This window comes from Undibacterium umbellatum (assembly GCF_014284125.1).
In the GTDB taxonomy this organism is placed as follows: domain Bacteria; phylum Pseudomonadota; class Gammaproteobacteria; order Burkholderiales; family Burkholderiaceae_D; genus Undibacterium; species Undibacterium umbellatum.
The window spans coordinates 128,685-152,150 of record NZ_JACOFX010000005.1; the positions used below are offsets into that span (position 1 = coordinate 128,685).

Annotated in this window: 21 protein-coding genes; 8 read left to right on the forward strand and 13 right to left on the reverse strand. The window is 50.7% G+C overall.

What is annotated here, in order from left to right; all coding sequences use genetic code 11:
- Positions 1 to 27 precede the first annotated feature (27 nt).
- The 3 genes from H8L47_RS12310 to H8L47_RS12315 all read right to left on the reverse strand — a co-directional run bounded on the left by H8L47_RS12310 (position 28) and on the right by H8L47_RS12315 (position 4,678).
- On the reverse strand, positions 28 to 1,239 hold the full coding sequence (locus H8L47_RS12310; RefSeq protein ID WP_186953893.1) for a M24 family metallopeptidase: 1,212 nt from the start codon (positions 1,237 to 1,239) through the stop codon (positions 28 to 30).
- A 191-nt stretch (positions 1,240 to 1,430) separates the two neighbouring features.
- Complete coding sequence (locus H8L47_RS29430; RefSeq protein WP_222616513.1) at positions 1,431 to 1,727, reverse strand: hypothetical protein; 297 nt, start codon at positions 1,725 to 1,727, stop codon at positions 1,431 to 1,433.
- 161 nt (positions 1,728 to 1,888) lie between these two features.
- Positions 1,889 to 4,678 carry a TonB-dependent receptor plug domain-containing protein gene (locus H8L47_RS12315; protein ID WP_186953894.1) on the reverse strand — a complete coding sequence of 930 codons (2,790 nt, stop codon included), beginning with the start codon at positions 4,676 to 4,678 and terminating at the stop codon, positions 1,889 to 1,891.
- A gap of 410 nt (positions 4,679 to 5,088) precedes the next feature.
- Here H8L47_RS12315 and H8L47_RS12320 point away from each other — a divergent pair, with 410 nt between their 5' ends.
- Complete coding sequence (locus H8L47_RS12320) at positions 5,089 to 5,994, forward strand: collagenase (RefSeq protein ID WP_222616514.1); 906 nt, start codon at positions 5,089 to 5,091, stop codon at positions 5,992 to 5,994.
- A 67-nt stretch (positions 5,995 to 6,061) separates the two neighbouring features.
- Here the strand turns inward: H8L47_RS12320 and H8L47_RS12325 are convergent, their stop codons facing one another.
- The 6 genes from H8L47_RS12325 to H8L47_RS12350 all read right to left on the reverse strand — a co-directional run bounded on the left by H8L47_RS12325 (position 6,062) and on the right by H8L47_RS12350 (position 10,838).
- Complete coding sequence (locus H8L47_RS12325) at positions 6,062 to 6,709, reverse strand: cupredoxin domain-containing protein (protein ID WP_186953895.1); 648 nt, start codon at positions 6,707 to 6,709, stop codon at positions 6,062 to 6,064.
- A 23-nt stretch (positions 6,710 to 6,732) separates the two neighbouring features.
- A complete protein-coding gene (locus H8L47_RS12330) occupies positions 6,733 to 7,173 on the reverse strand; it encodes a group I truncated hemoglobin (RefSeq protein ID WP_186953896.1) in 441 nt (146 codons plus the stop codon).
- Positions 7,174 to 7,212: 39 nt separating this feature from the next.
- Positions 7,213 to 8,061, reverse strand: coding sequence for a DUF3034 family protein (locus tag H8L47_RS12335; protein WP_230413723.1), 849 nt, complete (start codon positions 8,059 to 8,061; stop codon positions 7,213 to 7,215).
- Between the two features lie 170 nt (positions 8,062 to 8,231).
- Positions 8,232 to 8,669 carry a group I truncated hemoglobin gene (locus tag H8L47_RS12340; protein WP_186953897.1) on the reverse strand — a complete coding sequence of 146 codons (438 nt, stop codon included), beginning with the start codon at positions 8,667 to 8,669 and terminating at the stop codon, positions 8,232 to 8,234.
- Between the two features lie 10 nt (positions 8,670 to 8,679).
- Positions 8,680 to 9,585: a DUF3034 family protein gene (locus H8L47_RS12345; protein ID WP_186953898.1), complete on the reverse strand. Its 906-nt coding sequence runs from the start codon at positions 9,583 to 9,585 to the stop codon at positions 8,680 to 8,682.
- A gap of 101 nt (positions 9,586 to 9,686) precedes the next feature.
- Positions 9,687 to 10,838: a tetratricopeptide repeat protein gene (locus H8L47_RS12350; protein WP_186953899.1), complete on the reverse strand. Its 1,152-nt coding sequence runs from the start codon at positions 10,836 to 10,838 to the stop codon at positions 9,687 to 9,689.
- 314 nt (positions 10,839 to 11,152) lie between these two features.
- Here H8L47_RS12350 and H8L47_RS12355 point away from each other — a divergent pair, with 314 nt between their 5' ends.
- Positions 11,153 to 12,865 carry a diguanylate cyclase domain-containing protein gene (locus tag H8L47_RS12355; RefSeq protein WP_186953900.1) on the forward strand — a complete coding sequence of 571 codons (1,713 nt, stop codon included), beginning with the start codon at positions 11,153 to 11,155 and terminating at the stop codon, positions 12,863 to 12,865.
- Here the strand turns inward: H8L47_RS12355 and H8L47_RS12360 are convergent, their stop codons facing one another.
- Together H8L47_RS12360 and H8L47_RS12365 are read right to left on the reverse strand one after the other, a co-directional pair.
- Positions 12,866 to 15,277 (reverse strand): bifunctional diguanylate cyclase/phosphodiesterase, encoded by a 2,412-nt coding sequence (locus tag H8L47_RS12360; protein WP_186953901.1) that lies wholly within the window; start codon positions 15,275 to 15,277, stop codon positions 12,866 to 12,868. It abuts the gene before it with no gap.
- A 34-nt stretch (positions 15,278 to 15,311) separates the two neighbouring features.
- Positions 15,312 to 15,935 carry a methylamine utilization protein gene (locus H8L47_RS12365; protein WP_230413705.1) on the reverse strand — a complete coding sequence of 208 codons (624 nt, stop codon included), beginning with the start codon at positions 15,933 to 15,935 and terminating at the stop codon, positions 15,312 to 15,314.
- Positions 15,936 to 16,355: 420 nt separating this feature from the next.
- Here H8L47_RS12365 and H8L47_RS12370 point away from each other — a divergent pair, with 420 nt between their 5' ends.
- A complete protein-coding gene (locus H8L47_RS12370; RefSeq protein WP_186953902.1) occupies positions 16,356 to 17,405 on the forward strand; it encodes a GGDEF domain-containing protein in 1,050 nt (349 codons plus the stop codon).
- A gap of 68 nt (positions 17,406 to 17,473) precedes the next feature.
- Here H8L47_RS12370 and yedA read toward each other — a convergent pair whose 3' ends face one another.
- Positions 17,474 to 18,388, reverse strand: a complete 915-nt coding sequence (yedA, locus tag H8L47_RS12375) for a drug/metabolite exporter YedA (RefSeq protein WP_186953903.1) — start codon at positions 18,386 to 18,388, stop codon at positions 17,474 to 17,476.
- A gap of 98 nt (positions 18,389 to 18,486) precedes the next feature.
- On the opposite strand from yedA, the gene H8L47_RS12380 reads away from it, so the two are divergent.
- The 5 genes from H8L47_RS12380 (at position 18,487) to H8L47_RS12400 (ending at position 22,974) form a co-directional block, all read left to right on the forward strand.
- Positions 18,487 to 18,933, forward strand: coding sequence for an Lrp/AsnC family transcriptional regulator (locus tag H8L47_RS12380; protein WP_186953904.1), 447 nt, complete (start codon positions 18,487 to 18,489; stop codon positions 18,931 to 18,933).
- Between the two features lie 4 nt (positions 18,934 to 18,937).
- Complete coding sequence (locus H8L47_RS12385; protein ID WP_186953905.1) at positions 18,938 to 19,876, forward strand: LysR substrate-binding domain-containing protein; 939 nt, start codon at positions 18,938 to 18,940, stop codon at positions 19,874 to 19,876.
- Positions 19,873 to 20,949 (forward strand): sensor histidine kinase, encoded by a 1,077-nt coding sequence (locus tag H8L47_RS12390; protein ID WP_230413706.1) that lies wholly within the window; start codon positions 19,873 to 19,875, stop codon positions 20,947 to 20,949. Before H8L47_RS12385 ends, H8L47_RS12390 begins: the two co-directional genes overlap by 4 nt.
- A gap of 4 nt (positions 20,950 to 20,953) precedes the next feature.
- Complete coding sequence (locus H8L47_RS12395; RefSeq protein WP_186953906.1) at positions 20,954 to 21,652, forward strand: LytR/AlgR family response regulator transcription factor; 699 nt, start codon at positions 20,954 to 20,956, stop codon at positions 21,650 to 21,652.
- Between the two features lie 122 nt (positions 21,653 to 21,774).
- Complete coding sequence (locus H8L47_RS12400; protein ID WP_186953907.1) at positions 21,775 to 22,974, forward strand: acyltransferase family protein; 1,200 nt, start codon at positions 21,775 to 21,777, stop codon at positions 22,972 to 22,974.
- Here the strand turns inward: H8L47_RS12400 and H8L47_RS12405 are convergent.
- The gene (locus H8L47_RS12405) at positions 22,944 to 23,426 is read right to left on the reverse strand and encodes a nuclear transport factor 2 family protein (RefSeq protein WP_186953908.1); all 483 of its coding nucleotides are present in this window, start codon (positions 23,424 to 23,426) and stop codon (positions 22,944 to 22,946) included. The two genes, H8L47_RS12400 and H8L47_RS12405, sit on opposite strands and share 31 nt — an antisense overlap.
- Positions 23,427 to 23,466 lie beyond the last annotated feature (40 nt).

Below are 23,466 nucleotides of genomic sequence, written 5' to 3' on the forward strand. Positions count from 1 at the left end.
AAACACGTTTGCCGGCATCTTCATCCTTTAGCCACGACCGAACGGCGCATCGACTGCGTGGCTTTGGCCGGTGAACCAGCGAGGCCCTCGTTCTGTCATATAGAAATGATCTTCCAGGCGTATACCAAATTCGCCTTCTATGCAGATCATGGGTTCATTGCTGAAACACATGCCAGCGGCCAGCGGACGCTGATTGCCTTTCACCAGATAAGTCCATTCATGGATGTCCAGGCCTATGCCATGGCCGGTCCGATGGGGCAGGCCGGGTAACTGGTAGTCAGGACCAAAGCCAGCCGCCGCCAATACTTTCCTGGCGGCAGCATCGACTTGCTCGCATGGCACGCCGATTTGTGCCGCATCAAAGGCCGCTGCCTGGGCAGTTTTTTCCAGTTCCCAGATATCACGCTGGCGCTGGCTGGGTTTGCCAAACACATAGCTGCGGGTAATGTCCGAGTTGTAGCCATGCAATTTGCAACCGGTATCGATGAGTACCATATCGCCTTCCCGCAGGAATTGTTCAGCATCCGGCCCATGCGGCATGGCAGTCGCTTCGCCAAAACTGACGATGCAAAATGTGGATGCGCTACCGCCATAGGCGCGATGAGCCTGGTCGATGAAGCGTGCTACTTCAAAAGAAGAAATGCCTTCACGCAGAATTCTTGCCGCTTTCTTTTGTACTTCCAGCGTCAGGTTCTTGACTGTTTGCATGATGGACAGCTCGGCCATAGATTTATGCATACGACATTCTGCAGTGATGCTGCTGGCATTGATGATTTGCGCTAATGGCAATACCTGGCGCAAGCCATCAAAGACAAAGAATGGCGCGTTTTCATCAAGCGCAATGACGGCGGTCTTATAGCCTGCATCCTGCAACAAGTTTTTGACCAGCAGGCAGGGATCATTTTCTTCCTGCCATAAACGGATATCGGCATCTGCCCCCAGTGTTTCACGCAGTTTGGAGTCTTCAAACTCAGGGCAGACATAAGTCAGTCTGGCATCTGGTGTGAGGATCGCAGCCGTCAGGCGCTCGCTGGGATACCAGCGCAATCCAGTGAAGTAATACAGGCTGCTGCCAGCAGGCAGGATCATGGCATCCACATCATTTTCTTGCATCAGTCTGGCAGCTTTTTCTACTCTGGACTGGCGTTCGGCAGCACTGATGGGGCTGACATCGCTCAAGTCTGCCTGGATGCTGGCTAATTCTAGGTCTGCAGTGGAACCGCCTATGCCTGATGTCATGCTGGAACTCCGGTGTGGGTTTTTATGGATGCGGGGGAGGATAGTATAAGGCGGGGATTGGGTCTTGATGGTTTGTGTTGGTGGGGATGACGAAATCGGCATAGTGGCTATGCTAGTGATGTATGACTAATGCAAGTATTTGCACGTTTATTAATTGCTGTGCACCATAATGTGCCGTGTGCATATTTACGTCATTCCAGCGTGGGGTTAGCTGGAATCCAGCGGCGTTCTTTGCATGCTGAGAAGTTTATTAGCGCCAGAATTGTAAAGTTTTGCGAGCTGGATTTTGAAATGCCTTCACACGTGTTTTGAAATTGCCGGCCGGTGGTAGACCGGCAGCTACCCACCTTTTTGTCTCGCCAAAAAAGGTGGGCCAAAAAGGCGACCCAGGCGTCGTCGCCCCCTGAAGGGGGTTCCCGTTTGTGCAAGACAAAAAATGGGAAGGCCCGAAACTCGCTTCGCTCAGACAGCGGTCCTTCTTTTTCCATTTTCTGTCCTGCACAAACGGCGTCGACACATGGGGAACTGCGAAAAGTCAAAATCAACTGCAACTGCAAAGCAAAATCAAAGGCCACTGCAACATCAAAACCGGTTGATTCACCGGTTTTGATGTTAATGCGATTGCCTTTGATCTTTTTAAATCACTGTCTTAAAACTTATGTTCCACCGACAGTTTCAACACACGTCCACGCAAAGGCAAAGAACTGCCTGGGCGCATTTGCATGACGGTGTCGCGGTTGAAGACGTTGAACAGGTTCATGGTCAGCAAGGTGTTTTTCCAGCCTTTGTAGTTCAGCGAGAAATCCACTGTGGTGTCGGCAGCGATCTTGCACTGGTCGGCAGCGATACCGCGGTCGCTACAGCCTTGTTCGGTGTTGGCGCTGTCCAGGTCACCCCAGCTCAATGTTGTGCCGCTGGTGTAGTAGATACGGGTGCCTGCGTTCCAGTCGCCTCTGGCCCAGCCCAGTTTGGCAATGGCGCGAATTTTTGGTACACCGCGACGGCCTACATAGTTTTCGCTATAGTCATTGGTGAATGAACTCCAGCTACGGTAGTCGGTCTGGTAATTCATTTCCAGGCCGGTATTGAGTTTGCCTGCTTCACCCAGATTCCATTTGCTGTTAACATCCACATCGACACCGGCGACCTTGGTCTTGGTCAGGTTGGCATATTGCGCACCGATGGTGGCGATAGGGCCAATGGCAAAGCCCAGGGGTTTGCCAGCCAACTCAGATGCACGCTGTGCCAGATCAATGTCTTGGGTCGTCATTGCACCACGTTCAACCAGGCCTGCTTTCTTGTCTTCATTGGCCAGGGTTTCGTCTACACCAAGTACAGAGATTTCATCGCGGCGCTTGATGCTGTAGTAATCGATGGTGATGCTGGTGTCTTTGCTGGCTTGCAAGACCAGACCCAGGGTGATGCTGTTTGATTTTTCTGGTTTCAAGTCCTTGTTCGGCAAAACACGCGCCGGGAAACTGACCGAGCAACCGAGGTTGTAGGCAGTGCTGGCATTTGCCTGGTCGATAGCGTTGCCTTTTTTCAAGGCGTCTGACATTTGTGTCGCCATCGAGCAGCGTTTTGGATCAAGGTAACCATTATTGAACCAGGATGCACCGCCATTACCTGTTTCTGGCAAGCTAGGTGCGCGGAAGCCTTCTGCTGCCGTGCCGCGCAACATCAGAAAATCTGTGGCCTTATAGGACAGCCCCAGTTTTGGCACGACGGCAGCCTCCGTCGTTCCTGATTTGTCCGCACGCAGGGCAAAACTGCCTTCCAGCTGTTTGGTGAACGGGGCGTTCAATTCGGCAAATGCGGCACTGACATTGCGTGAGCCTTGTATCGATACACCGCTGAATTGCACGATTTGTGCATTCAAGACATTGTCGCTGCTGGCTTGTTCAAATGTTTCGCGGCGCAGGTCGAAACCGGTTGCCAGTTGCAAAGGGCCGCCGCTCAATGCCATCAGTTCACGCGAGGCCTTGAAGTCAAAAAAGGTTTGTGTCGATGTGCCATGTGATCCCATTTCCGGGAACATCTTGTCAAGCACCGCCTGCGAGTTGGTCGCACCAAATTTGTATTCACCCTTGACGATGGCATCGTGATAGCCATAACGATCACGGTACAGACGTTGTTTCTGGGTAGCGGTAGAACTCATCCTGCCGATAGCACTATCCCATTCCCAGCCAAAGTGATTACCTTCCAGTCCCACTACGACGCGATATTGCCTGGCTTCACCGACATTTTTGAACATTTCGGGGTTATCAGCAAAGCGATAATTCAAGCCTACCGGGAAGGAGTAAGGATTGAAGGCATGGCCGACTGGCAGTTGCGGGTCTGTGAAGTATTGCATCTGCCCCTTGATGGAGTCATACCAGGTCAGCGGTACGCCTGTGATATTACTGCGAGGGACGGAGGTGTAATAAGTGCTCTTGGTGTTCGAGAAATTGACTTCAGCAAAACCGCTGAGATTTTCACCCAGCTTTTTCTTGCCCATGCTGAAAAAGGCAATACGGTCCGCAGCAGGATTGGCATCACTGTCTTTCCAGTAGTCATAGCGGCACAAGCCACCGATCAGCAATTCTGGTGCGCAACCAGGGGCAGCGGTGGTGAAGGATTTGCCCGCCAGGGTTTTGTCAGCATAATTGGCTGGGTAGCGGCCAGTATAGTTGCCTGGATAGGCACCAGTAGACAGGGCGGCACGATCCGGGTTCATTTTCAGGTACCAGTCCGGCAGCATGCCAAAGACATCGCGGTCCTTGTAGGCACCACGATGATAAGCCTCAAGGTGGCCGAACACATTGTAGCCATCTTTCTCATAATCACCTGTACCCATGGTGATGGAGGCAGTCTGGGATTTGTTCAGCATGCTGTTACGCAGCGATTGCTGGGCGCTGGCATTCAGGGTCACGCCCTTGAAGTCCTTGCGGGTGATGATGTTGATCACGCCTGCAACAGCATCGGAACCATACACCGCCGAGGCACCATCTTTCAGAATTTCTATGCGGTCTATTGCATTGGCCGGGATGGCATCAATGTTGACGAAAGTAGCCTGCAGGCCATCGGCAAAGCCATAGCTGGGCAAGCGCCGGCCATTCAACAAAGTCAAGGTGGCAGACAAGCCAAGATTACGCAAGGACACGCCGGATGCTCCACTGGCCCAGGAATTGGCACCACCCAGATCACTAATGGCGGTGCGGTCATTATTGCTGAGGTTATCGAGGATATCCTTGACGGTATTGGCACCGCTGTCCATGATTTCCTGACGAGTCAGGATCTGTACCGGGGATGCAGTTTCACTGTCCAGGCGTTTGATATTCGAGCCGGTCACGACCACTTTTTGTACAGGTGCAGCATCTTGTGCATAGCTGCTTTGCAATCCCATCAGTGCCAGAGAAATGGCTAGTGCGGATTTTTTCATATCGGGTAGTTTTTTCAAAATATGCTCCATAGTTTTGAGGTCGCCCTCAGTCTCACCATTCAATCCCTCGAATGAACAGCCACCTCCATTTCGGCACATAAGCCAGCGCTGAAATGGATATCTTCCGGGTCTGGCTCTTGCTTTTCTATTGCCAGGCAAGGCCAGCCTTCTCTTTATCTTGGGCAAATCCATGTGCAGTTTTTCACGCCGCACCGTTAGTGCAGTAGTGCTTTTCGCTGCTGACATGTATTGCTGCTCGCCACCGGAATCGATACAGGAAATAAGGAATGTAAATTCCGGCGGGACTCAAATGTACCAATATAAATATATTTAAGGTATATTAATAAAATATTTTCGACATATTTACAACGAACCGATATCAAGATATAAATCTTGTTTGCAATAGAGAAATGAAAAAGGAGACAGAGTTGAAAATCAGAAATAGCGGCGCGCTGGCATTGATGGTGATGTCAGCAGCTGGACTGACAGCTTGCAGTACCAATCCATCACAAAAGATCAGTGAGCGTGACCAGCAAATACAAAAAGTGTTGACGCATGTGCACCAGTGCAGTCCAACGCTAAGCCTGCGTTCGCAGGCATTGACAGCGGAAGATGAAAGTAAGTCTTGCCAGATGCTGGGGGCGCTGGAGCGGCAGTTTCATGGCATCTTCGGTACTGCAGGCAAACCAGTCAGAGATGATGGCAACAGCAGCCTGAGAGCAAATATTTATCAGTCCAAAGAAGACTATCAAAAATATGCGCCCCAGCATTTTGATATGCCGACCGATAATGGTGGCATGTATCTGGAGGGTTACCCTGAGCGTTTGGGTAACCAGGCAGAGTTTGTCGCCAACCAGAAAAAAGATGGTAGCATCCTCAATCTGGGTCATGAATATGTGCATTATCTCGATGGCCGCTTTAATCTGTATGGCGACTTTTGCGCCAACCTGCACGACTCGCATGCGCCGCCAGAAAACTGCGCCAAGCCTGCGCCGCTGACGCCTTACCTGGTATGGTGGACCGAGGGCATCGCTGAGTATGTCTCCAAGGGAAAGGATAATCCGGCGGCTATCAAGGCTGCTACTGAAAAGACCTATGCATTGAGCCAGTTATTCGACACCGGCTATGAAAACAATAATGGCACGGCCAGGATATATAGCTGGGGTTATCTGGCGGTACGTTTCATGATGGAAAAACACAGGCCAAAGATAGATCAGATGCTGGTGTTTACCCGTAGCGGTGATTATCCGCGCTATCAATCCCTGGTCAGGTCCTGGGGCACGAGCATGGATGAAGAATTTGCAACATGGCTCGAGAGTCTGAGCAAAACTTAGCGGCAAAAAATGAAGCCGGGCACTCGCGCCCGGTTTCATTTTTATTACTGCATCTATAGTTATCAGCCTATTTTGACTTTCTAGGCGCAGGCACAAAATCAAATTGCCACTTGACTGGTGCGGACTGATCACTAACTTTGACAGTCTGGCTCAGTGGTGGTTTGATACTGCCCATATTGGGATGCCAGGCTTTGACCTCGTAATTACCTTCCGGCAGTTTATCCAGCATGGCTGTACCACTCTGGTCAGTCTTGACAAAATAAGGCGTGTCCAGCACCAATACATAAGCGCGCATCCAGTTATGCAAGAGGCAGTAGACGATGACGATGCCTGGCTTGTCGAAGATGACGGGTGGTGGAACCACGCCACGTTCATAGGTCTTGATTTCAAACTCCTTGGCTGCCGAGAAGGATTTCACATGGTGCTCCATCTTGTCGTAGTTGGGAAACTTGACTTGCGAGCCTGTGTGTATTGCCGTCACATACGGTGAAAACTGCATATCGTTTTGCGATATTGTTGCTTCGGTTTTTTCTGAGGGTGGCAAGGGCATACCTATCGGTGTTGCATACACGACGACATCACTCATGGCATTGCCATTTTTATCGACCGCCTGGAAATTCAGTTTGGCTGCATGCGCCTGCATGGGCGAGCTTACTGCCAGCGTCATCGCCAGGGCGAATAGGGCAGGAAACTTTTGCATAAATAATAGTTTCATTATTTTTCCTGTCGTTACATTATTCATTTGGTGACGATCGGCCGCTGCATAGGTGCCAGCCTGGCAATCAGCTTGTTTTGCACTGATGATGGCACATCATGCTTTTCCATGGCGATTTGCAAGTCTTCCGCCAGGGCGTTGAAATGAGCGTTTGTCACCTGCATATCCTTGTGCGCTTCATACATGTCGCGGCCACTGTATTTGCAAGGACCTCCACTGAGTTCGCAGAATTGTTCGGTCAGCAAGCTGGCCAGTCTTTCCGTATCGGTATCCTTGAATGCTTTGTTGATACGGGCATCTTCCAGCACGATGGTAATAAAAGAATTGACGAAAGTGCTGATACCGGTTTTACCTCCCAGGCTCTGATACAGTGCGTCGTTACCACTTTGTGCATGGGCAGACAAGCTGGCAAGCAAGAAGAGGCTGACAGTGATTTTGCTGATACGGGAAAGCATAGTGTTCATGACGTGATCTTTCTATAATTTGTAGCTGTCTATGGAGGCTCAGAATCCGGCTTGCAGGGACAAATACCAGCCACGCTGATTTTTTGGATTGAAGATAGTGATATCGCCCAGGGTTGCATAGGCAGCCGTGACAGACAGATTCTTGCTCGGGAACCAGGCGACAAAGACGTCGTAGTAGTCTTTTTCATTGTCGACGCTGAGATTGCGCGGTTTCATGCGATATTCCGCACCGATGGCCAGTTTGCGGTTCAGCAGATAAGCGACCGAGGTTTCCAGCATGGGTTTATAGCTATCCTTCTTGTCGCCACCAAAGCCCAGTATGCCCATCTGGTTGGCTTTGGTCATGCGCAAGGTACCGTTCAGCAGCAGACTTTGCTCCAGCAGGATTTTGGTTGCTGAGACATAGTAGTCAACGCCGCTGTCGTCCTTGGCACCCAGTTGTTTGACATTCGTCACACCCAGGGCGCCCAGACCGCCTATGCCTTTATTGCGCTTGTACATAGCACCGACAGCAATTTGTGGCATCCAGCTACCTTGGTCGTACACGGCGTCACCAGCGACTTTGACTTTGACACCAAAAATATCCTGTTTGATATTCAAGGCATTCAGGGGCGCGAGTGAACCTGTAAATTCCTGGCTGGCCAGTGACAACTCTACCAGGTCAGCGATACCAACTGCCACACCATAGGCCCTTAGACTGTAATCCTGAGTATTGACCTGGGTGTAATGAGCGTTGGCACCATAGCTGTCGCGCGTACCGTAGCCTGTAATGAGTGCCCATGGGGTCAAACCGCCACCGCCGGCACCTTCAAGCTGGCTGACTCCGCCAGTGGCGGTAAGTTTCCCCATGTCGGGTTTCAACATATCCTGAGCCTGAGCGACGTGCATACAGGTAGTGCTAATCCCCAGCAGTGTCAGGGTAAGGATCTTGTTCTTCATTTGCATCATATCTCCTCTTGTTTAAGCGGCAATGTCGCACGGAAAACCGTGCACCTGCTTTTTGTACGTGGGCTACTGAAAATCAGATTCAGATTTGATGCAAGAAATAGGAAAAAATCTCAGGGCCGGGTTTGGGGCATAACGATATCGCGTTTCATCGGTGCCAGTTTCGCCATCAGGCGATTCTGGGTGGCAGGGGGGATCGCCAGTTTATCCATGGCGATTTGCACATCTTCAGCCATTGCATAAAATTGCGCGGCATTGATGCCCAGGCCCTGATGCACGGTTTTCATATCGTCGCCCGTGTATTTGCAGGGGCCGGCACTGATGACACAAAATTGCTCTTTCAGTAACTGTGCCAGTCTGGGGATATTGGTCTCCTTGAACGAGGCTTTGATACGCTCATCCTGCAGGATGATGAGCAGACTTTCATCGACTATCTGGCTGATACCAGCTTCACTTCCCAAATCCTGAAACAAACTGGCTGGACCGGATTGGGCATAAACTGCAGTATTGAAGGTTAATAAAGTCACCAGAATGCAAGTGTGTATTTTCATGCGTATCTTCTCACTGGCCAATTTGTAGCGACAGATACCAGCCGCGCTGGTTTTTCGGATTGAAGACTGTGATGTCACCCAGATGCGCATAGGCCAGGGTCAGTGAAACTGACTTGCTGGGGAACCAGGCCAGGAAAGCATCGTAATACGCTTTTTCGTTATCGACTGCAAGATTTTGTGGCTTGCTGCGATATTCCACGCCAGCAACCAGCTTGCGGTTGATCAGATAGCCAAGCGAAACCTCAGGCAAGAGCTGGTAGCCTTTGCGCTTGTCGCCACCAAAACCCAGCAAGCCCATCTGGTTTGCTTTACTCAGGCGCAAAGTACCATTCACAAGCAGGCTATGTTCCAGTAGCAGCTTGGTGGCAGACAGGTAGTAATCCACGCCGCTATCATCCACAGCGCCAAGTTGTTTGACGTTGGTGATTCCCAGAGCTTCCAGGCCCTGGACTGCGTGATTACGTTTATACATGGCACCGATGGCGACTTGGGGTTGCCAGCTATCCTGGTCAGTGACCAGGTCACCGGCAATTTTGAGTTTGATACCGACGATATCCTGTTGCAATTCCAACTGATCCAGTGGTGCCAGATTGCCGGTAAATTTCTGCTTTGCTAACGAAAATTCCAGTTTGTCAGCGATGCCTAAGGCGACACCGGTGGTTTGCAAGCGGTAATCCTGGGTAGCAACCTGGGTGATATGGGCATTCACGCCATAGCTGTCTTCACTGCCGTAGCCGGTGATCGTTGCCCAGGGTGTCAGCCCGCCGCCGCCGGCACCCTCCAGTTGTGTGACTCCAGCAGTTGCCAGCAGTCTGCCCTTGTCTGGCATGGGCAAGTGTTGAGCACTGGCCTGGTTGGCTGCTAGCAAACTGAGCAGAGCCAGGCTGGAAATGAGTCGTTGTAATAAGGGCTGCATGGGAGATCGTTACGGCTGATATTGATTGACCAGCATCTTGCTGGCAGAAAACCTGCGCAAGAGTTATTTATACAAGCTGGACACGGCTTGCACAAGTGGAATTAGCGCTTTGCAGCAAGTGCTGCAGACTTATTATTGGCAGTCTCGCGTAGGGGGGACTTGAGTTTGGCCTGGGCCCTGGCTTGGCCGCGAATGGCGGTTTCCTGCAAGTCAGCCTGTTCTTGTGCGCCTGGCAGCATGCTGAGTTGGGTGAACAAATTCAGGGCCAGGTGATAGTCACGCCTGTCCAGTGCCACATCAGCCAGTACGCTGATGGTCAAGGCATAATTGCGCGAATTGGTGAGTTTGGCCAATTGCTCCAGAGCTTCATGCAGCATATGTTCTGCTGCATCCAGAGAACCCATTTTGCGCAAAGTGTCTCCAATTTGCATCAGGCAATTTCCTATGCTGGGCGACCAGCCTGTAGGTTTCGCCAGCTTCAAGGCTTTCTGCAACCATTCCAGTGCAGATTCAAAGTCGTTTGCGATGCTATAGTTATAACCAATATTGGCGGCGGTCAGGATAGCCCGGCGTATTTGGCCAGAGTCCAGGCATAGTTCGAAAGCTTTGTTCAGAAAAGCACCAGATTCTTCCAGATGCCCGTTCAAGCCCGCATGCAAGCCAAGAAAATCATTCATCAGTGCTGCCAGTCCAGGATGAATATCCTTCGGAGTATTCCTGGAATCAAAATGGCGGTCGAAGTAAGATTTTGCCAGCTTGTCATCACGCAAGACGGCAACTCTGGCCAACGCAGCAGCGGTGCTTTGCTTGCGCAGCATGTCGTCGGCCTTGCTGGCTTCATCGATGGAGATAGCCATCTCTATGTCGCACTCAACGTGCTTGCCCTGGTCAGAAAATATAAAGCCCAGCATGCGGTGGGCATCACTCAGACTGGCGCGGTCAAGGTGGACATCCGGATGCCTGAGTATGGCCTGGACTATGGCGGCAGCACCATCAAGGTCGGCATGCAACCATTTTTCTTCCGCCCTTATCAATTGCATGCGCAGATAAATTAGTGCTTTGTCAGTGTCACTCCGGCTTGAAGTGTTCAGCAATTTGCTGATATCTTCACAAAGCACCAAGGCACGACCGCTATCACGCTGTCGTAGATGCCACGCCAGCGTCAGCGCTTCATGCAGTTGCTCCTGTGTCACCTGACCAGTGAGTCGCTGCTCAAGCTGCCTGACTTCGCTTTCGGTGACGTATAAGTCCATAATGTGTTGTTTGCTCAAAAGAAATTTTCTTAAGGCTAAACGATTCAAGTTATAAAAGAAATGGATGAAAAGCTAAGTTGAACTTAGTATCTTGCTTTGGCGTATGCGTCCCTTTACCACAATACGCAAGATTTAATTTCTGTGTTGCTGCATAAGTTGGTTTTAACAATTTTTAACGGTATATACTTAAGCCCCTGATTTTTCTTCCGGGAATAATTCCTGACCAATTTCAAGCGCAACAGCTGTAGGCGGTCAGTCGGAAGAGACTGGAGTCAGCAAGAGATAATTACCGATTGTTTTTTTTGAGCCCAAGTATGAGTCGTTCGTCTTTGCGTCGAGAATTGGTGATACCGATTACAGTGCTGGTGATCGGTGTATCTGCCGCTATAGGTTGGGTCTCCATGAAGGCCGGGACGGACGCCGTCTATACCCTGACCCAGCGTATCCTGGTGGACATGGTCAACCGCATCAACCATGCGACTGAAAAACATCTGGATGGGGCCTTGATAGCACTGGAATCCGTGGCTCCCAGCTCCATCAATTTGCCCAAGGTGCAGAGCTTTTCTGCTGACATGAAAGCCCTGGAAGAGAAATTCTGGGCTGCCAGTGGTTTGTTCATGGATGTCAATAATTATGTCTATTTCGGTGGTAGCGATGGGCGTTTTGTCGGTGTCTACAGGGTTTCCAGAGAAACCGTGCAGCTATTCTGGCGTGAGCCTGATAGTGACAAGCGCACGGTATTTCGTGTCAGTCATGTGGGTGACCGTTCGAATATCTTGCGCAGCGATGATTTTGATCCTCGATTGCGGCCATGGTACAAGACGGCGCAAAACTCAGAGAAGCCGGTTTGGTCAAAAATCTATAATAATTTCTCTTTCCACTATCCGACCATCACCCTGGCCAAGTCAGTCTATCAAAAGAACCATGAATTTGCCGGTGTCATGGCGACAGATTTGACACTCAAGGAATTATCGAATTTCCTGCGTAAGCTGGAAATCAGTAAAAACAGTGTCGCCTACATTGTCGATGCTGATGGCTATATCGTCGCCACTTCTGGCCAGGAGCTGCCAGAACGCACCGTCAATGGCACGCCCGAGCGCATGCGTGCTATCGACATGAAGACTCCCCTGATCAGCGAAACCTTCCAAAAGGTGGGGAATCTGAAATTGCCAGCTACCCAGACCCAGTCCATAGAACTCAGCAGTGGCACCATCGATGTGGCAATTTCACCGCTAGGCAATAAGCAGGGCTTGAACTGGCTGACTGTGGTAGCGGTGCCGCGTGCTGACTTCATGAGCAGTATCAACCAGGGTTTCATGCAAAGTATGGTGGTTGCCCTGGCTTGCATCATCTTTGCATTGACCATAGGCTTGACCATTGTCGAGCGCGTTATACGCGACATCCGCAAGCTGACTTCAGCGGCAGAAAAATTTGGCAATGGCGAACCCATGCCTAGTCTGCAAATCTGCCGCACTGACGAAATAGGCATGCTGGCCCAAACTTTTATCGAGATGGAGAACAAGCTGCGCTATGACAAGCTGACCCAGGTGGCAAATCGTGAATCCTTGTTCACTCAGATTAACTACCTGCAAAAACAGGCATTGGAAAACCCAGGCGCCAGTGAAGGCTTCAGCTTGTTGTTTATCGATCTGGACCGATTCAAGTACATCAATGATAATCACGGCCACGATGCTGGTGACAAGGCACTGGTGATTATTGCCGCTCGCCTGCGCTCTGCCATACGCGATACCGATGAAGTGGCACGCTATGGCGGTGATGAATTTGTCTTGCTGCTGAAAGACACAAAGAACTCCATAGACATCAATAATATGGTGGAAAAAATCTGCAATATTGTTGAGCAACCCATTTCGCTTGACGATATCGTGGTCAGTGTCGGGGTGTCGATAGGCTGGGCCAGTTTTCCGGAAGATGGCTGTGACTATGTGCGCCTGATCAAGATTGCCGATAGTCGCATGTACAACCGCAAGCGTGACCGCAAATCAGGTCAGTTCGTTCACCTGGCCTGATCAGGCTTTCTGAGATTGCGCATGCTGATCTTGCCATTTACACAGCCAGGCGGGTAAGTCAGCTGAGGGCATGGGTTTGCTGATGTAATAACCCTGGGCCTGGTCGCAGCTCAGTTCTTTTAGCAAGTGCATGACTTCGATGTTTTCCACTCCTTCAGCAACCACCCGCAAGCCCATGTTGTGGCCCAGGTCGATAGTGGACTTGACGATCTTGGTGTCGTCTATATCCTTTTCCATTTTCAGCACGAAAGATTTGTCGATTTTCAATTCATGGACGGGCAGGCGTTTCAGATAGGCCAGCGACGAATAGCCGGTACCAAAATCATCGATCGATAACTCCAGCCCCATGGCATGTAATTTGTCCAGGGTCTGAAAAGCCCTGATCGGGTCATCCATGATGGCACTTTCAGTGATTTCCAGGCAAAACGAGGCTGCTTCAACTTCATTGGTGTGCAATATCTGGGCAAATTTGGCTGGCAAGTCCTGATCCAGCAAATCGCGGGTAGAAATATTGACCGAGATTTTCAAGTTGATACCTTGCTCTTGCCAGACACGGCATACTCGTGCTGCTTCATTCATGACCCAGTGGGTGAGTTGCCGTATGAAGCCGGTTTGCTCGGCAAAGGGAATGAATTGATCGGGAAAGATAAAGCCACGCTCAGGATGTATCCAGCGTACCAGTGCTTCAACCGCAACCACCTGGCCATGGATCAGGTCGACCTTGGGTTGTACATACAGGCGGAAGGCTTGCTGCTCCAGCGCCGCCCGCAACTCGCTCAGCAGAGACAGACTCTGCTGGCTGGATTTATCGATATCCGGCGAATAAACGATGGCGCCACTATTGCCGAGTTTTGCGGCATACATGGCGACTTCGACACGGCTCAGCAAGGTCTGGGCATCGCTGGCATGTTCTGGGAAGCCAGCGATCCCTATGCCTGCGCCCAGATCGACAGTCTGGTCTTCTATGGAAATAGGTTTTTCCAGCGAGCGCAAGATGCGGTTCGCCAGATCCAGCGCATCTTCTTTTGTGCTGTGCGGCAGGAGTATGGCAAATTCATCGCCACCAAGGCGGGCTGGTTTAGTGCCGCCGGCGCCGAGTTCCGCAGACAGGCGTATGGCAACCTGGTTCAGCAGGATATCGCCAAAACGGTGCCCCATGACGTCGTTGACATGTTTAAAACGATCCAGATCCATCATCAGCACATAGCAGGACTTTTCATGGGAGCGTGCACTGGCAATGGCTTCTTCCAGCATGTCGGTGAACAGGGCACGGTTAGGTAAATTGGTCAGGGTATCCCAGTAAGCCAGCCGGCTGATTTCCTTCTCACGCTGGGCAATACCATCGCGCATAGTCATGAAGGTGCGCGCCAGATCGCCAATTTCATCTTTTTGTTTGACGTTGATGGTGGCCGTGTAGTCACCGGCACCCAGGCTGCGTGCAGTTTCTGCGAGCTGACGTACTGGCCCGGTAATGCGGCGTGCCGTGATGGCACTAATAATGCTGGCAACCACAGCACCCAGGACGGTTAGTATCAGGATGTTGCGTTGTAATTCCTTAAAGGGCGCAACTGCCTCGCTGATGGATAATTGCAGCACGGCGATGGTGCTGAAGTCTTCATTTTGTGCCAGTTTGAGTATGCGGGCGCTGTATTGATCATCATCGATTTGTAAGGCGGGCAGATAACTGACCTGTTTTTCAGCACTGGGCAATTGTTGCGCCAGTTTGCTGGCATTTTCGTCGCTCATGCTGGAGACATTCGCTGCCCAGCGCCCTTGTTTTTCCGAGGTCAGCAAAGTGATTTGCATACGTGACAATGCATGCATATCACTCACCAGGGCTTTGCCTATGGGAATAGCCATGACCACCCAACTGATCGTGACTGGAGCTTCAATAGGTACAACGACCATTTGATAGGGCTTGCCATCGACAATAGCAGTCCTGGCAGCACTGCCGGACTTTTCTGCAGTCTGTATCAGCGTGGCGACTGATTGTTGCAGGCTGTTGCTCAATTCATTATTCACACCGTTACCATTGCCAGTGCGGTTGTTTTTGCTGGTGTTCGAGAATGCCGTGATTTTCCTGTCCAGGCCAACCAGCATGGTCAGGTCTGAACCTATGCGATTGCCGTGGTTGGATAATGTGGAAACGATGGTTTCAGTATCATGCGTGCCTATGGCTTCGCGAAAGGCATATTCCTTAGCCAGGACAATGGCACCCTGTATAAGGTTTTGTGCATTTTGATCAAGCAGGCGTAGCAGGAATTTCTCATTGATTATCAACCTGTCTTCAACGGCATCGCGTGCATTTCTGTCGATGGCATTGCCAATGGCAAAATAAGCTGCTAGTTGTACCGTCAATAGCAAGCCTATGAAGAGGGTAACGACACGGCTTTCCAAACTATGCAAACGCATGAACTTTCCTCAAAATGTGCATGGAAAAGTAATCTTATACAGCCTTGTAATTCAGTTTGACTGTGACAGCAGGATTGTTGCTATCCATTTGCAGACTTTGCTCCTGCACGCTGGCGGTCGTAGGCTGTTTCGGATGCCAGGTCTTCAGGACATATTTGCCGGCGGGCATATTGGGCAGGCGGGCCGTACCGGCGGCATCGGTCTTGGCAAAGTAAGGGGTGTCCACGATATGAATATAGGCCACCATCTGGTCGTGGATGTTACAGCCAACAACTACCGTTCCCGCTTTGTCAAAGACGATAGGGGCAGCAGGTTTGCCAGAGTACAGCTTCAATTCAAAGGGCTTGGCTGGTGAAAATGAATATGCGTGATGCCTGACAGTGTCATTGTTGGGGAATGAGACCGAGGTGCCAGTTTGCACCACCGTGACAAAGGGCATGAACTTCTTGTCTTTTTGCTGTATCTCGGCATTGGCCATTTTGGCAGGCTGTGGCACGCTGGCTAGTTCTGCATAGACCACCGCATCCAGAACTGGCTGACCACTGCTGTCCGTAACCTGGACGACAGACCCGGCATATGCCGCACTGCTAACCATCATTGCAGGCATCAGTATCGCCATCATGGCTGGGGTGGATAACTTCACTTGTGGTTTGCACATGGTTTCATCCTGCCAATAAAAAAACGGTTGAAATAATCTCTTGTTATTTGGGCTTACGCAAAACCCCCCCAACTGCGTTGCAGCTCGTCGCCGTACTAAAGTACTGTCTTCGTCGCTACGCCTTGCTGGGACAATTTTGCTTAAGCTCTGTTTATATTACTTTAGTTCTGCGCAGGACAGAAAGCTTGTCGTTATTTACAAAAGTTTTTGTCTGAATATTTAGGACTTTTTACCTAAAACATGGCCGTACTGGAATTGTTTGCAGAATATCAGGTAAAGCCAGCCCTGTTTGTTATACTATTGCATAAGGGTAATTTGCGCACTTGAGTCAAGTGCCGTGTTGTTTATTGCTGGCGAGTTCGTATTGGTAATGATGCAGGGATCGGCTGGAATCGGCAGGAAGATGCAGGAATACGGGGCATGGAATCAATCATTAAACACCTGGTAGAAATTACCGGGCATCGCGATCACGATTTACTGAATATTTCAGTGATTACTGCGCTGCGTCAATTGACCAACGCAGAGTCGGCGCGGGTACTCGATGTAGTTTCTGTTGGTCAGCAAGTCTTTATTAAGCCACATATCTGCATACAAGATGGGAATGTCGCAATTACCGATGAGACCCAGACTGCCCCCTCATCAAGTGACTCCATAGAACTCTTCCCTCAGTTGAAAGAGGGTATTGCATTGCAGCAGCAAGTCATTGAACATTCCATTGAGGGCGGCAAGATTATCTGGTTGCCCATCTGGATCAATGAAAAGCTGCACACCTGTCTGGAAATCTACAAGCCCGCCAATTACACGACGACGACCATGGAAGTCGTCAGCGGCATGCTGATTGTCTACCGCAACTTCCAGAACCTGCTTGACTATAGTGAGCGCGATTCACTGACAGGTTTGCTTAATCGCAAGACTTTTGATGACAATTTTTCTAAAGTGCTGCGTAGCAGCGCTTTGCAGCAGCGCGCCAGCACCGAAGCCGAGCGTGAAGAAGAAGAGCGCCGCAGCCATGAACCTGAACGTCAGCACTGGCTTGCCGTACTGGATATTGATCACTTCAAGCGAGTGAATGACCAGTTTGGCCACTTATATGGTGATGAGGTCCTGATCCTCATTGCCAATCTTTTGCGTAGTTCTTTCCGGCCTTCAGACCGCTTATTCCGTTTCGGTGGAGAAGAGTTTGTGATTTTGCTGCGCTCTACTTCGCAAGAAGATGCCCATAGCATTTTTGAGCGGTTTCGTCAGAATGTGGAGCAGCACCATTTCCCGCAGGTGGGGACGGTGACCATCAGCATAGGCTATGCCCGCATAGACCCGTTTGAACCAGCCGTTGCCATCGTTGGCCGGGCCGATCAGGCCCTGTATTTTGCCAAGACGAATGGACGTAACCGCACTTGTTTTTATGAAGCACTGGTGACCAGCGGGGACTTGCATACGGAAGTGTCCAACGATACTGCCGAATTCTTTTAAAGCAGGAAAAGCAAGTGTCCCCAGACTTTTGCTGTTCCGCTGTTTCTTTTTCAAGTTGCCTTCAATCTTTAACTGGCAGTCTGCTCCTTGGGCTTTTGATGCGCACTCGTCAATACGACCACACTGCCAAGGATGATGCTCATGGCAAGCATCTCGCGCACGGACAAATGTTCACCCCCAAACGCCACGCCCAGGGCAACAGCAATAACGGGATTAACATAGGCATAACTTGCGGCCAGTCCAGCTGGTACTTTGGATAGCAAATACATATAGGCCGTGAACGCCAGCAAGGAGCCTGCCACTACCAGATAAGCCCAGGCAGCCACCGCATTTATGGTGACTTCACCCGTCAGTTGCTCGCCCTTAAACAGGCTGACAATAAACAGAAATAAGCCGCCTACCAGCATTTCACTGGCAAAACCCATGCCGCCTGCTGCCATCTTGAGTTTCTTTTGCGACAAAATTGAACCCACGTCCCAGCACAGGATCGCCCCCAGCAAGAACAGTATGCCCAAAGGTTGAGCCGAGAACTGGCCGTCTGATGCCAGCAGCATGGCTCCGGCAAAACCGCAGAATATGCCGACCCATTCACGGCGTTTGGGCCAGTCACCAAACAGGCCGGACAGGCCAGACAAGATCATGGGCGAGCACGCAATGAAAACCGCAGTGAGGCCAGAAGAGACATATTGTTGTGCCACTGCTGTCAAACCGGTGCCGCCACCCAGCATCAGGATGCCGACAATCCCGCCATCGCGCCATTCACGCAAAGTCGGGTTGGCTGCACCGCGCCATTTTTGCCATGCATACAGGCTAGCCCCTGCGACTAGAAAGCGTGTACCTATCATCATGAAAGGCGGGAAAGCCTTCAGTGCCACTTGTATGGCAAAGTAAGTGGAGCCCCAGACTATATAGACGGTGAGCAGGGAGAATAAGACTTTACGTGGCAAATCGCGCATGACTGGGGAGGCTAAAATTAATTTCAAGTAAACAGTGTATGTTAGTGACATTGAATTTTAAATGGATAATCAAAGGTAAATCAGGTACATTTCTTTTAATCTCAACGAAAAAACAGGTTTTTCCCATGAAGATAGAATTGGACCTGATGGATGGCAAAATCCTCGAGATTTTGCAGGCCGATGCCAGGGTCACCATGGCCGAGATAGGTCGGCGCATACATCTGAGCCAGCCTGCCGTGACTGAAAGGATCAAGCGCATGGAGGCGGCGAATGTCATCACTGGTTACCATGCCAGGGTCAACCCTGAAGCGCTGGGTTATGGCATCACTGCCTTTGTCCGTATTGCCAGCCGTGCAACCGATACGCCGGTATTGAAAATTGCCGAACAAGTACCAGAAGTAGTTGAATGCCATGCCATTACAGGAGAAGATTGCGTGATCGTCAAAGTCGTTGCACCTTCGGTGCGCGAGCTGGAGCGAGTGATCACCAGCCTGGCACGTTGCGGTGTGACCTCGACTTCCCTGATCCTGTCTTCATCAATAGAAAGACGGGCTATCAAGCCTGTGGAATAAAAAAATGGAACTGCGCCAGCTACGTTATTTTATTGCTATCGTCGATCACGGCTCGCTGTCGCGTGCTGCTCGGGTGCTGCATATCGTGCAGCCCGCCCTGACCCAGCAATTGCAGCAACTCGAAGAAGAACTGGGCGCAACTTTGTTGCACAGGTCTGCTCAGGGCATGCAAGCTACCGATGCCGGTAGAATATTCTATGAGCACGCGCTGGCGATTTTGAAGCAAGTCAGCGATGCCAAGTCGGCAGTCGCGCAGTCGACCGATAAACCCAGCGGCACAGTCGCGCTGGGCATACCGCAAAGTGCTTCAGGCGCGCTGGCTTTTCCCCTTTTGAAAGCAGTACGTACTGCATACCCAGATATCGTGTTTCAACTGACAGAAGAATTGACAGGCAACCTGACTGAGCAATTGCGTTCAGGTCGTTTGAATCTCGCCATCCTGTTTGATGATGGTCAATTGGGTGGCTTCACCACTAAGCCGCTGGTGGAAGAAGAAATGATGTACATCACGCGCACGGATTCGCAATTCGCCTGTAAACGTAAATCGATTACCCTGGCGCAGTCCTTGGAGGCTACGCTGATTTTGCCCAGCATACAACATGGTGTGCGGCCGCGCATCGAGCAGGTGGTCCGGCAGCAGGGAATGCGCATAGAAAATGTCATCGACATCACTTCGATCGCAATTCTAAAGTCTGCACTGCTGGCTGATATGGGCGCAACCATCTTACCTGTCTCTCCCATGCTGGCAGAAATTGAACGTGGCGAAATGCGCGCCTGCCCCATCAGCGATGTACAACTATCACGCACTGTGACACTCTGCGCATCAAAAAATATCCCTTTGACGAATGCTGCCATGGCAGTGGAAAAACTGGTGCTGGAACTGACCCGGGATTTGAGCGCGAGCGGCAAATGGCTGGGCACCAGCAATCTTGTGGCGCAATGATGAGCGAACAAGCTTACTGGAGCAAGATCAAAACTCCCGCTTTGGCAGGCTGGCTTTTATTCTGGCTACTGATGGTGACAGTCGCCGTGCAAGACCACATAAAAGGTGGCGGCAAGCATATCTGGGAACCCATATTCTGGGAAAGCTCTTCTGCTCTCGTTGGCACATTCCTGCTCTTGCTACAAAAGCGAAAACTGACTGACAGGCGTTTGCTGCAGACGCCAGCCAAATGGTTCTGGCAACAAATACGGTCTCTGCCTTTGTTCAGCACATTATTTGTTGTGCTGGTATATAGCCTGCGCCACTCGGTATATGCCTTGCTGGGACTCAGCTACCAACATGATGGCTGGCTCAAGGTTTATTTTTATGAATGCAGCAAGATATTCCTGTTTTTTGGCATGTTCTATGTCGTCATATTTGGCCTGCAAGCTTATGCCTCTTTGATGGAAGAAAAAGAAAAAACAGAAAAATCCCAGGCTCTGTTGCGCGAGGCGCAATTGCACAGGTTGACACAACAGATGCAGCCGCATTTCCTGTTCAATGTACTCAATACCATTTCATCGCTGATGTATAGCGATGTCAAACTGGCTGACACTGCACTAAGCCAGATCGCCTCACTCTTGCGCGCCAGTATGGACTTGGGCCAGCACAGCGAAACCAGCCTCGCAGATGAGCTGAATCTGCTGCAAGCCTATGCGAAGTTGATGAGCCTGCGCTTTGTCGACAGGGTTGAAATCCACTGGGACATTGCTGACGAAGTGCTGGCCAGTAAAGTACCCGTGATGAGCCTGCAGACCATACTCGAAAACAGTTTCAAGCATACCGTGGAAAAACGTAGCCAGCTTACTAAGCTAAAGATCAGTGCATATAGGGAGGAAGGGCAAGTCATCATACGCATTGCGGATGATGTCGGGCATTTGCATGAGAGTGATCAAGGCCCAGGCCTGGGCATCAGTAATCTGCGACAGCGGCTGCAAGTTTTGTATCAAGATAAAGCTAGCCTCCAGATGAGCAACCTGGTACCTGCTGGTGTTATGACCGAGCTGCGCTTGCCTTTGATGTCGGGGGCTTAGCGACATGAAAATCCTCATCGTCGATGATGAAGCCTATGCCAGAGACAAGCTCAGACGCCTGGTGGCCGAGCATTTGGCAGGCGCAGTTGTATCGGAAGCACGGGATGGCAAGGAAGCGCTGGAGTGTATACACAAGCAGCAGCCAGATCTCGTCTTTCTCGATATACAGATGCCGGAGATGGATGGTATTACCGTCGCCAGTCAATTGACAGCGCCTGTGCCTATGATCATCTTTGTCACCGCCTATGACCAGTTTGCCCTGCAGGCATTTGATGCGAATGCGATAGATTATTTGCTTAAACCCTTTGATGAAACGAGGTTCTTGCGCTCTCTCCAAAAAGTTCAGGAACGCAGGAGCGGCGCAAAAAAAATCCAGACAGATCAGCATTTGCTCTTGAATGAAAAAGGCCGTGTCACCGTCATCAAACTGACCGACATCATACGGCTGGAAGCGGCGGACAATTATGTCGTCATCCATACCGCTCAACAACAGCACATGATGAGGCAAACCTTATCTGGTTTGCAGGAAAGGCTGGGCAATGGCTTTGTGCGGTGCCACCGCAGCCATATTGTCAGGCTGGACCAGATTACCCAGGTCGTGCCGGCACAAAAGGGCGATGCAGAGCTGCTACTGCTGAACGACATACGACTGCCATGCAGCCGTCAACACCGGGATGAAGTGGTACAAGGCTTAGCCAGATAGATCTGGAGAGTGCGAATTTTCCATTTTACCCCTGCCCACATCCAGTCTGCCACATTTTTCTGGTACGAATCTGATCATGCTCTTAGCATGACACCTGTGTTCATCAACGCCAGAAAATAGCCATGTCAAATTCAAGCCTCGTATTGCCAGGTTTGCCGTCCCAGCGGCTATACTTTCTTGACTGGGTCAGGATCATTGCCTTCTTCCTGCTGATCCTGTATCACGTTGGCATGTACTATGTCGAATGGGGCTGGCATGTCAAAAGTTCGCATGCAAGTAGTGCGATTCAACCGCTAATGATGCTGACCAGTCCCTGGCGCCTGAGCCTGTTGTTCTTCATCTCTGGTGTGGCATCTGCCTTCATGCTGGAAAAAATCGCTACCGGGAAATTCCTGCGCAGCCGCAGCCTGCGTCTTTTGCTGCCATTGATCTTTGGCATGTACATCGTGGTGCCACCACAGGCTTATCTGGAAGTCGTGGAAAAACTGGCCTATGCAGGCAGCTATAATGAATTCATGCAGTTATACCTGCATCGCTTCCGTGGTTTCAAGATCGAAGGCAAGGTACTGGACCTGCCTACCTGGAACCATCTGTGGTTTGTGTCCTACCTGTGGGTATATAGTGTGTTGCTGTGGTTCTGGCTGGCTTATAAACCAGCTTGGTTCCAGGCCGCCCGTAGCTGCTTGCAAAAACAGATGAAGGGCTGGCGCATCCTGGTTTTTCCTGCCGCTTATCTGGCGATGGTACGCATGGGCTTGCTCAGTTCTTTCCCGCCCAATAATGGCCTGACGGGCGATTGGTATAACCATGCCTGTTACTTGTTTATCTTTACGTTTGGTGCGTTGGTCGCGAATTCATCGACCTTCTGGCAAGAGCTGGCTGCCATGCGCTGGTTAGCCCTCAGGATAGCCGCATGTGGCTGGCTCTTCCTGATCATTTATTTCAATATCGATTATCCCGAAGCACCAAAATGGCTACTCATGCTCCAGCGCTGCGTATGGGTTTGCATGGGCTGGTCAGCGATTATTGCAGCCTGTGGCTATGCAAAAGAGTATCTGAATGTCGACAGCCCGGCGCGACGCTATCTGACGCAGGCTGTGTTTCCTGTGTACATCCTGCATCAGACTTATATCGTCATCATGGCACATAGCATGAAGCCGCTGGCGCTGCCTGCGCTCACAGAAGGAATCTTGTTAATTGCCCTGACGGCAGCAACTTGCTTCTTCAGTTATGAAATCATACGTCGGGTATCTTTCCTGCGCCCTCTGTTCGGACTGGATATCGGGTTTGCTTATAAACCCAGATCACTGAGTCCAGGGTGATCATCTGGCCGCTTACCCTGGGGCCAGTGAAACAGGCGTTGATCTGTGCTGATGCGCAGATCATTAATGCTGGCAATGCGTCTGTGCATTAAGCCATTATCAGCAAATTCCCAGTTCTCATTACCGTAAGAACGTGTCCAGTTACCGTCATGATCGCAACTCTCATAGGCGAAGCGCACGGCAATGCGATTGTCGCGAAAAGCCCATAATTCCTTGATCAGGCGGTATTCGCGTTCAGCCGCCCATTTACGCTGCAAAAATTCCCTGACTTGCTCACGACCTTGCGGGAATTCATGGCGGTTACGCCAGGCCGTATCCACGGTATAGGCCAGCACCACCTTGTCCGGGTCGCGGCTATTCCAGCCATCTTCTGCCATGCGCACTTTTTGCATTGCTGTTTCAAGTGTAAAGGGAGGCAAGGGAGGGCGGGCAATTTCTTTTGACTTATCCATATTTATTCATCCTTTAAGTGACGAGTGCGAATTTGTAAAG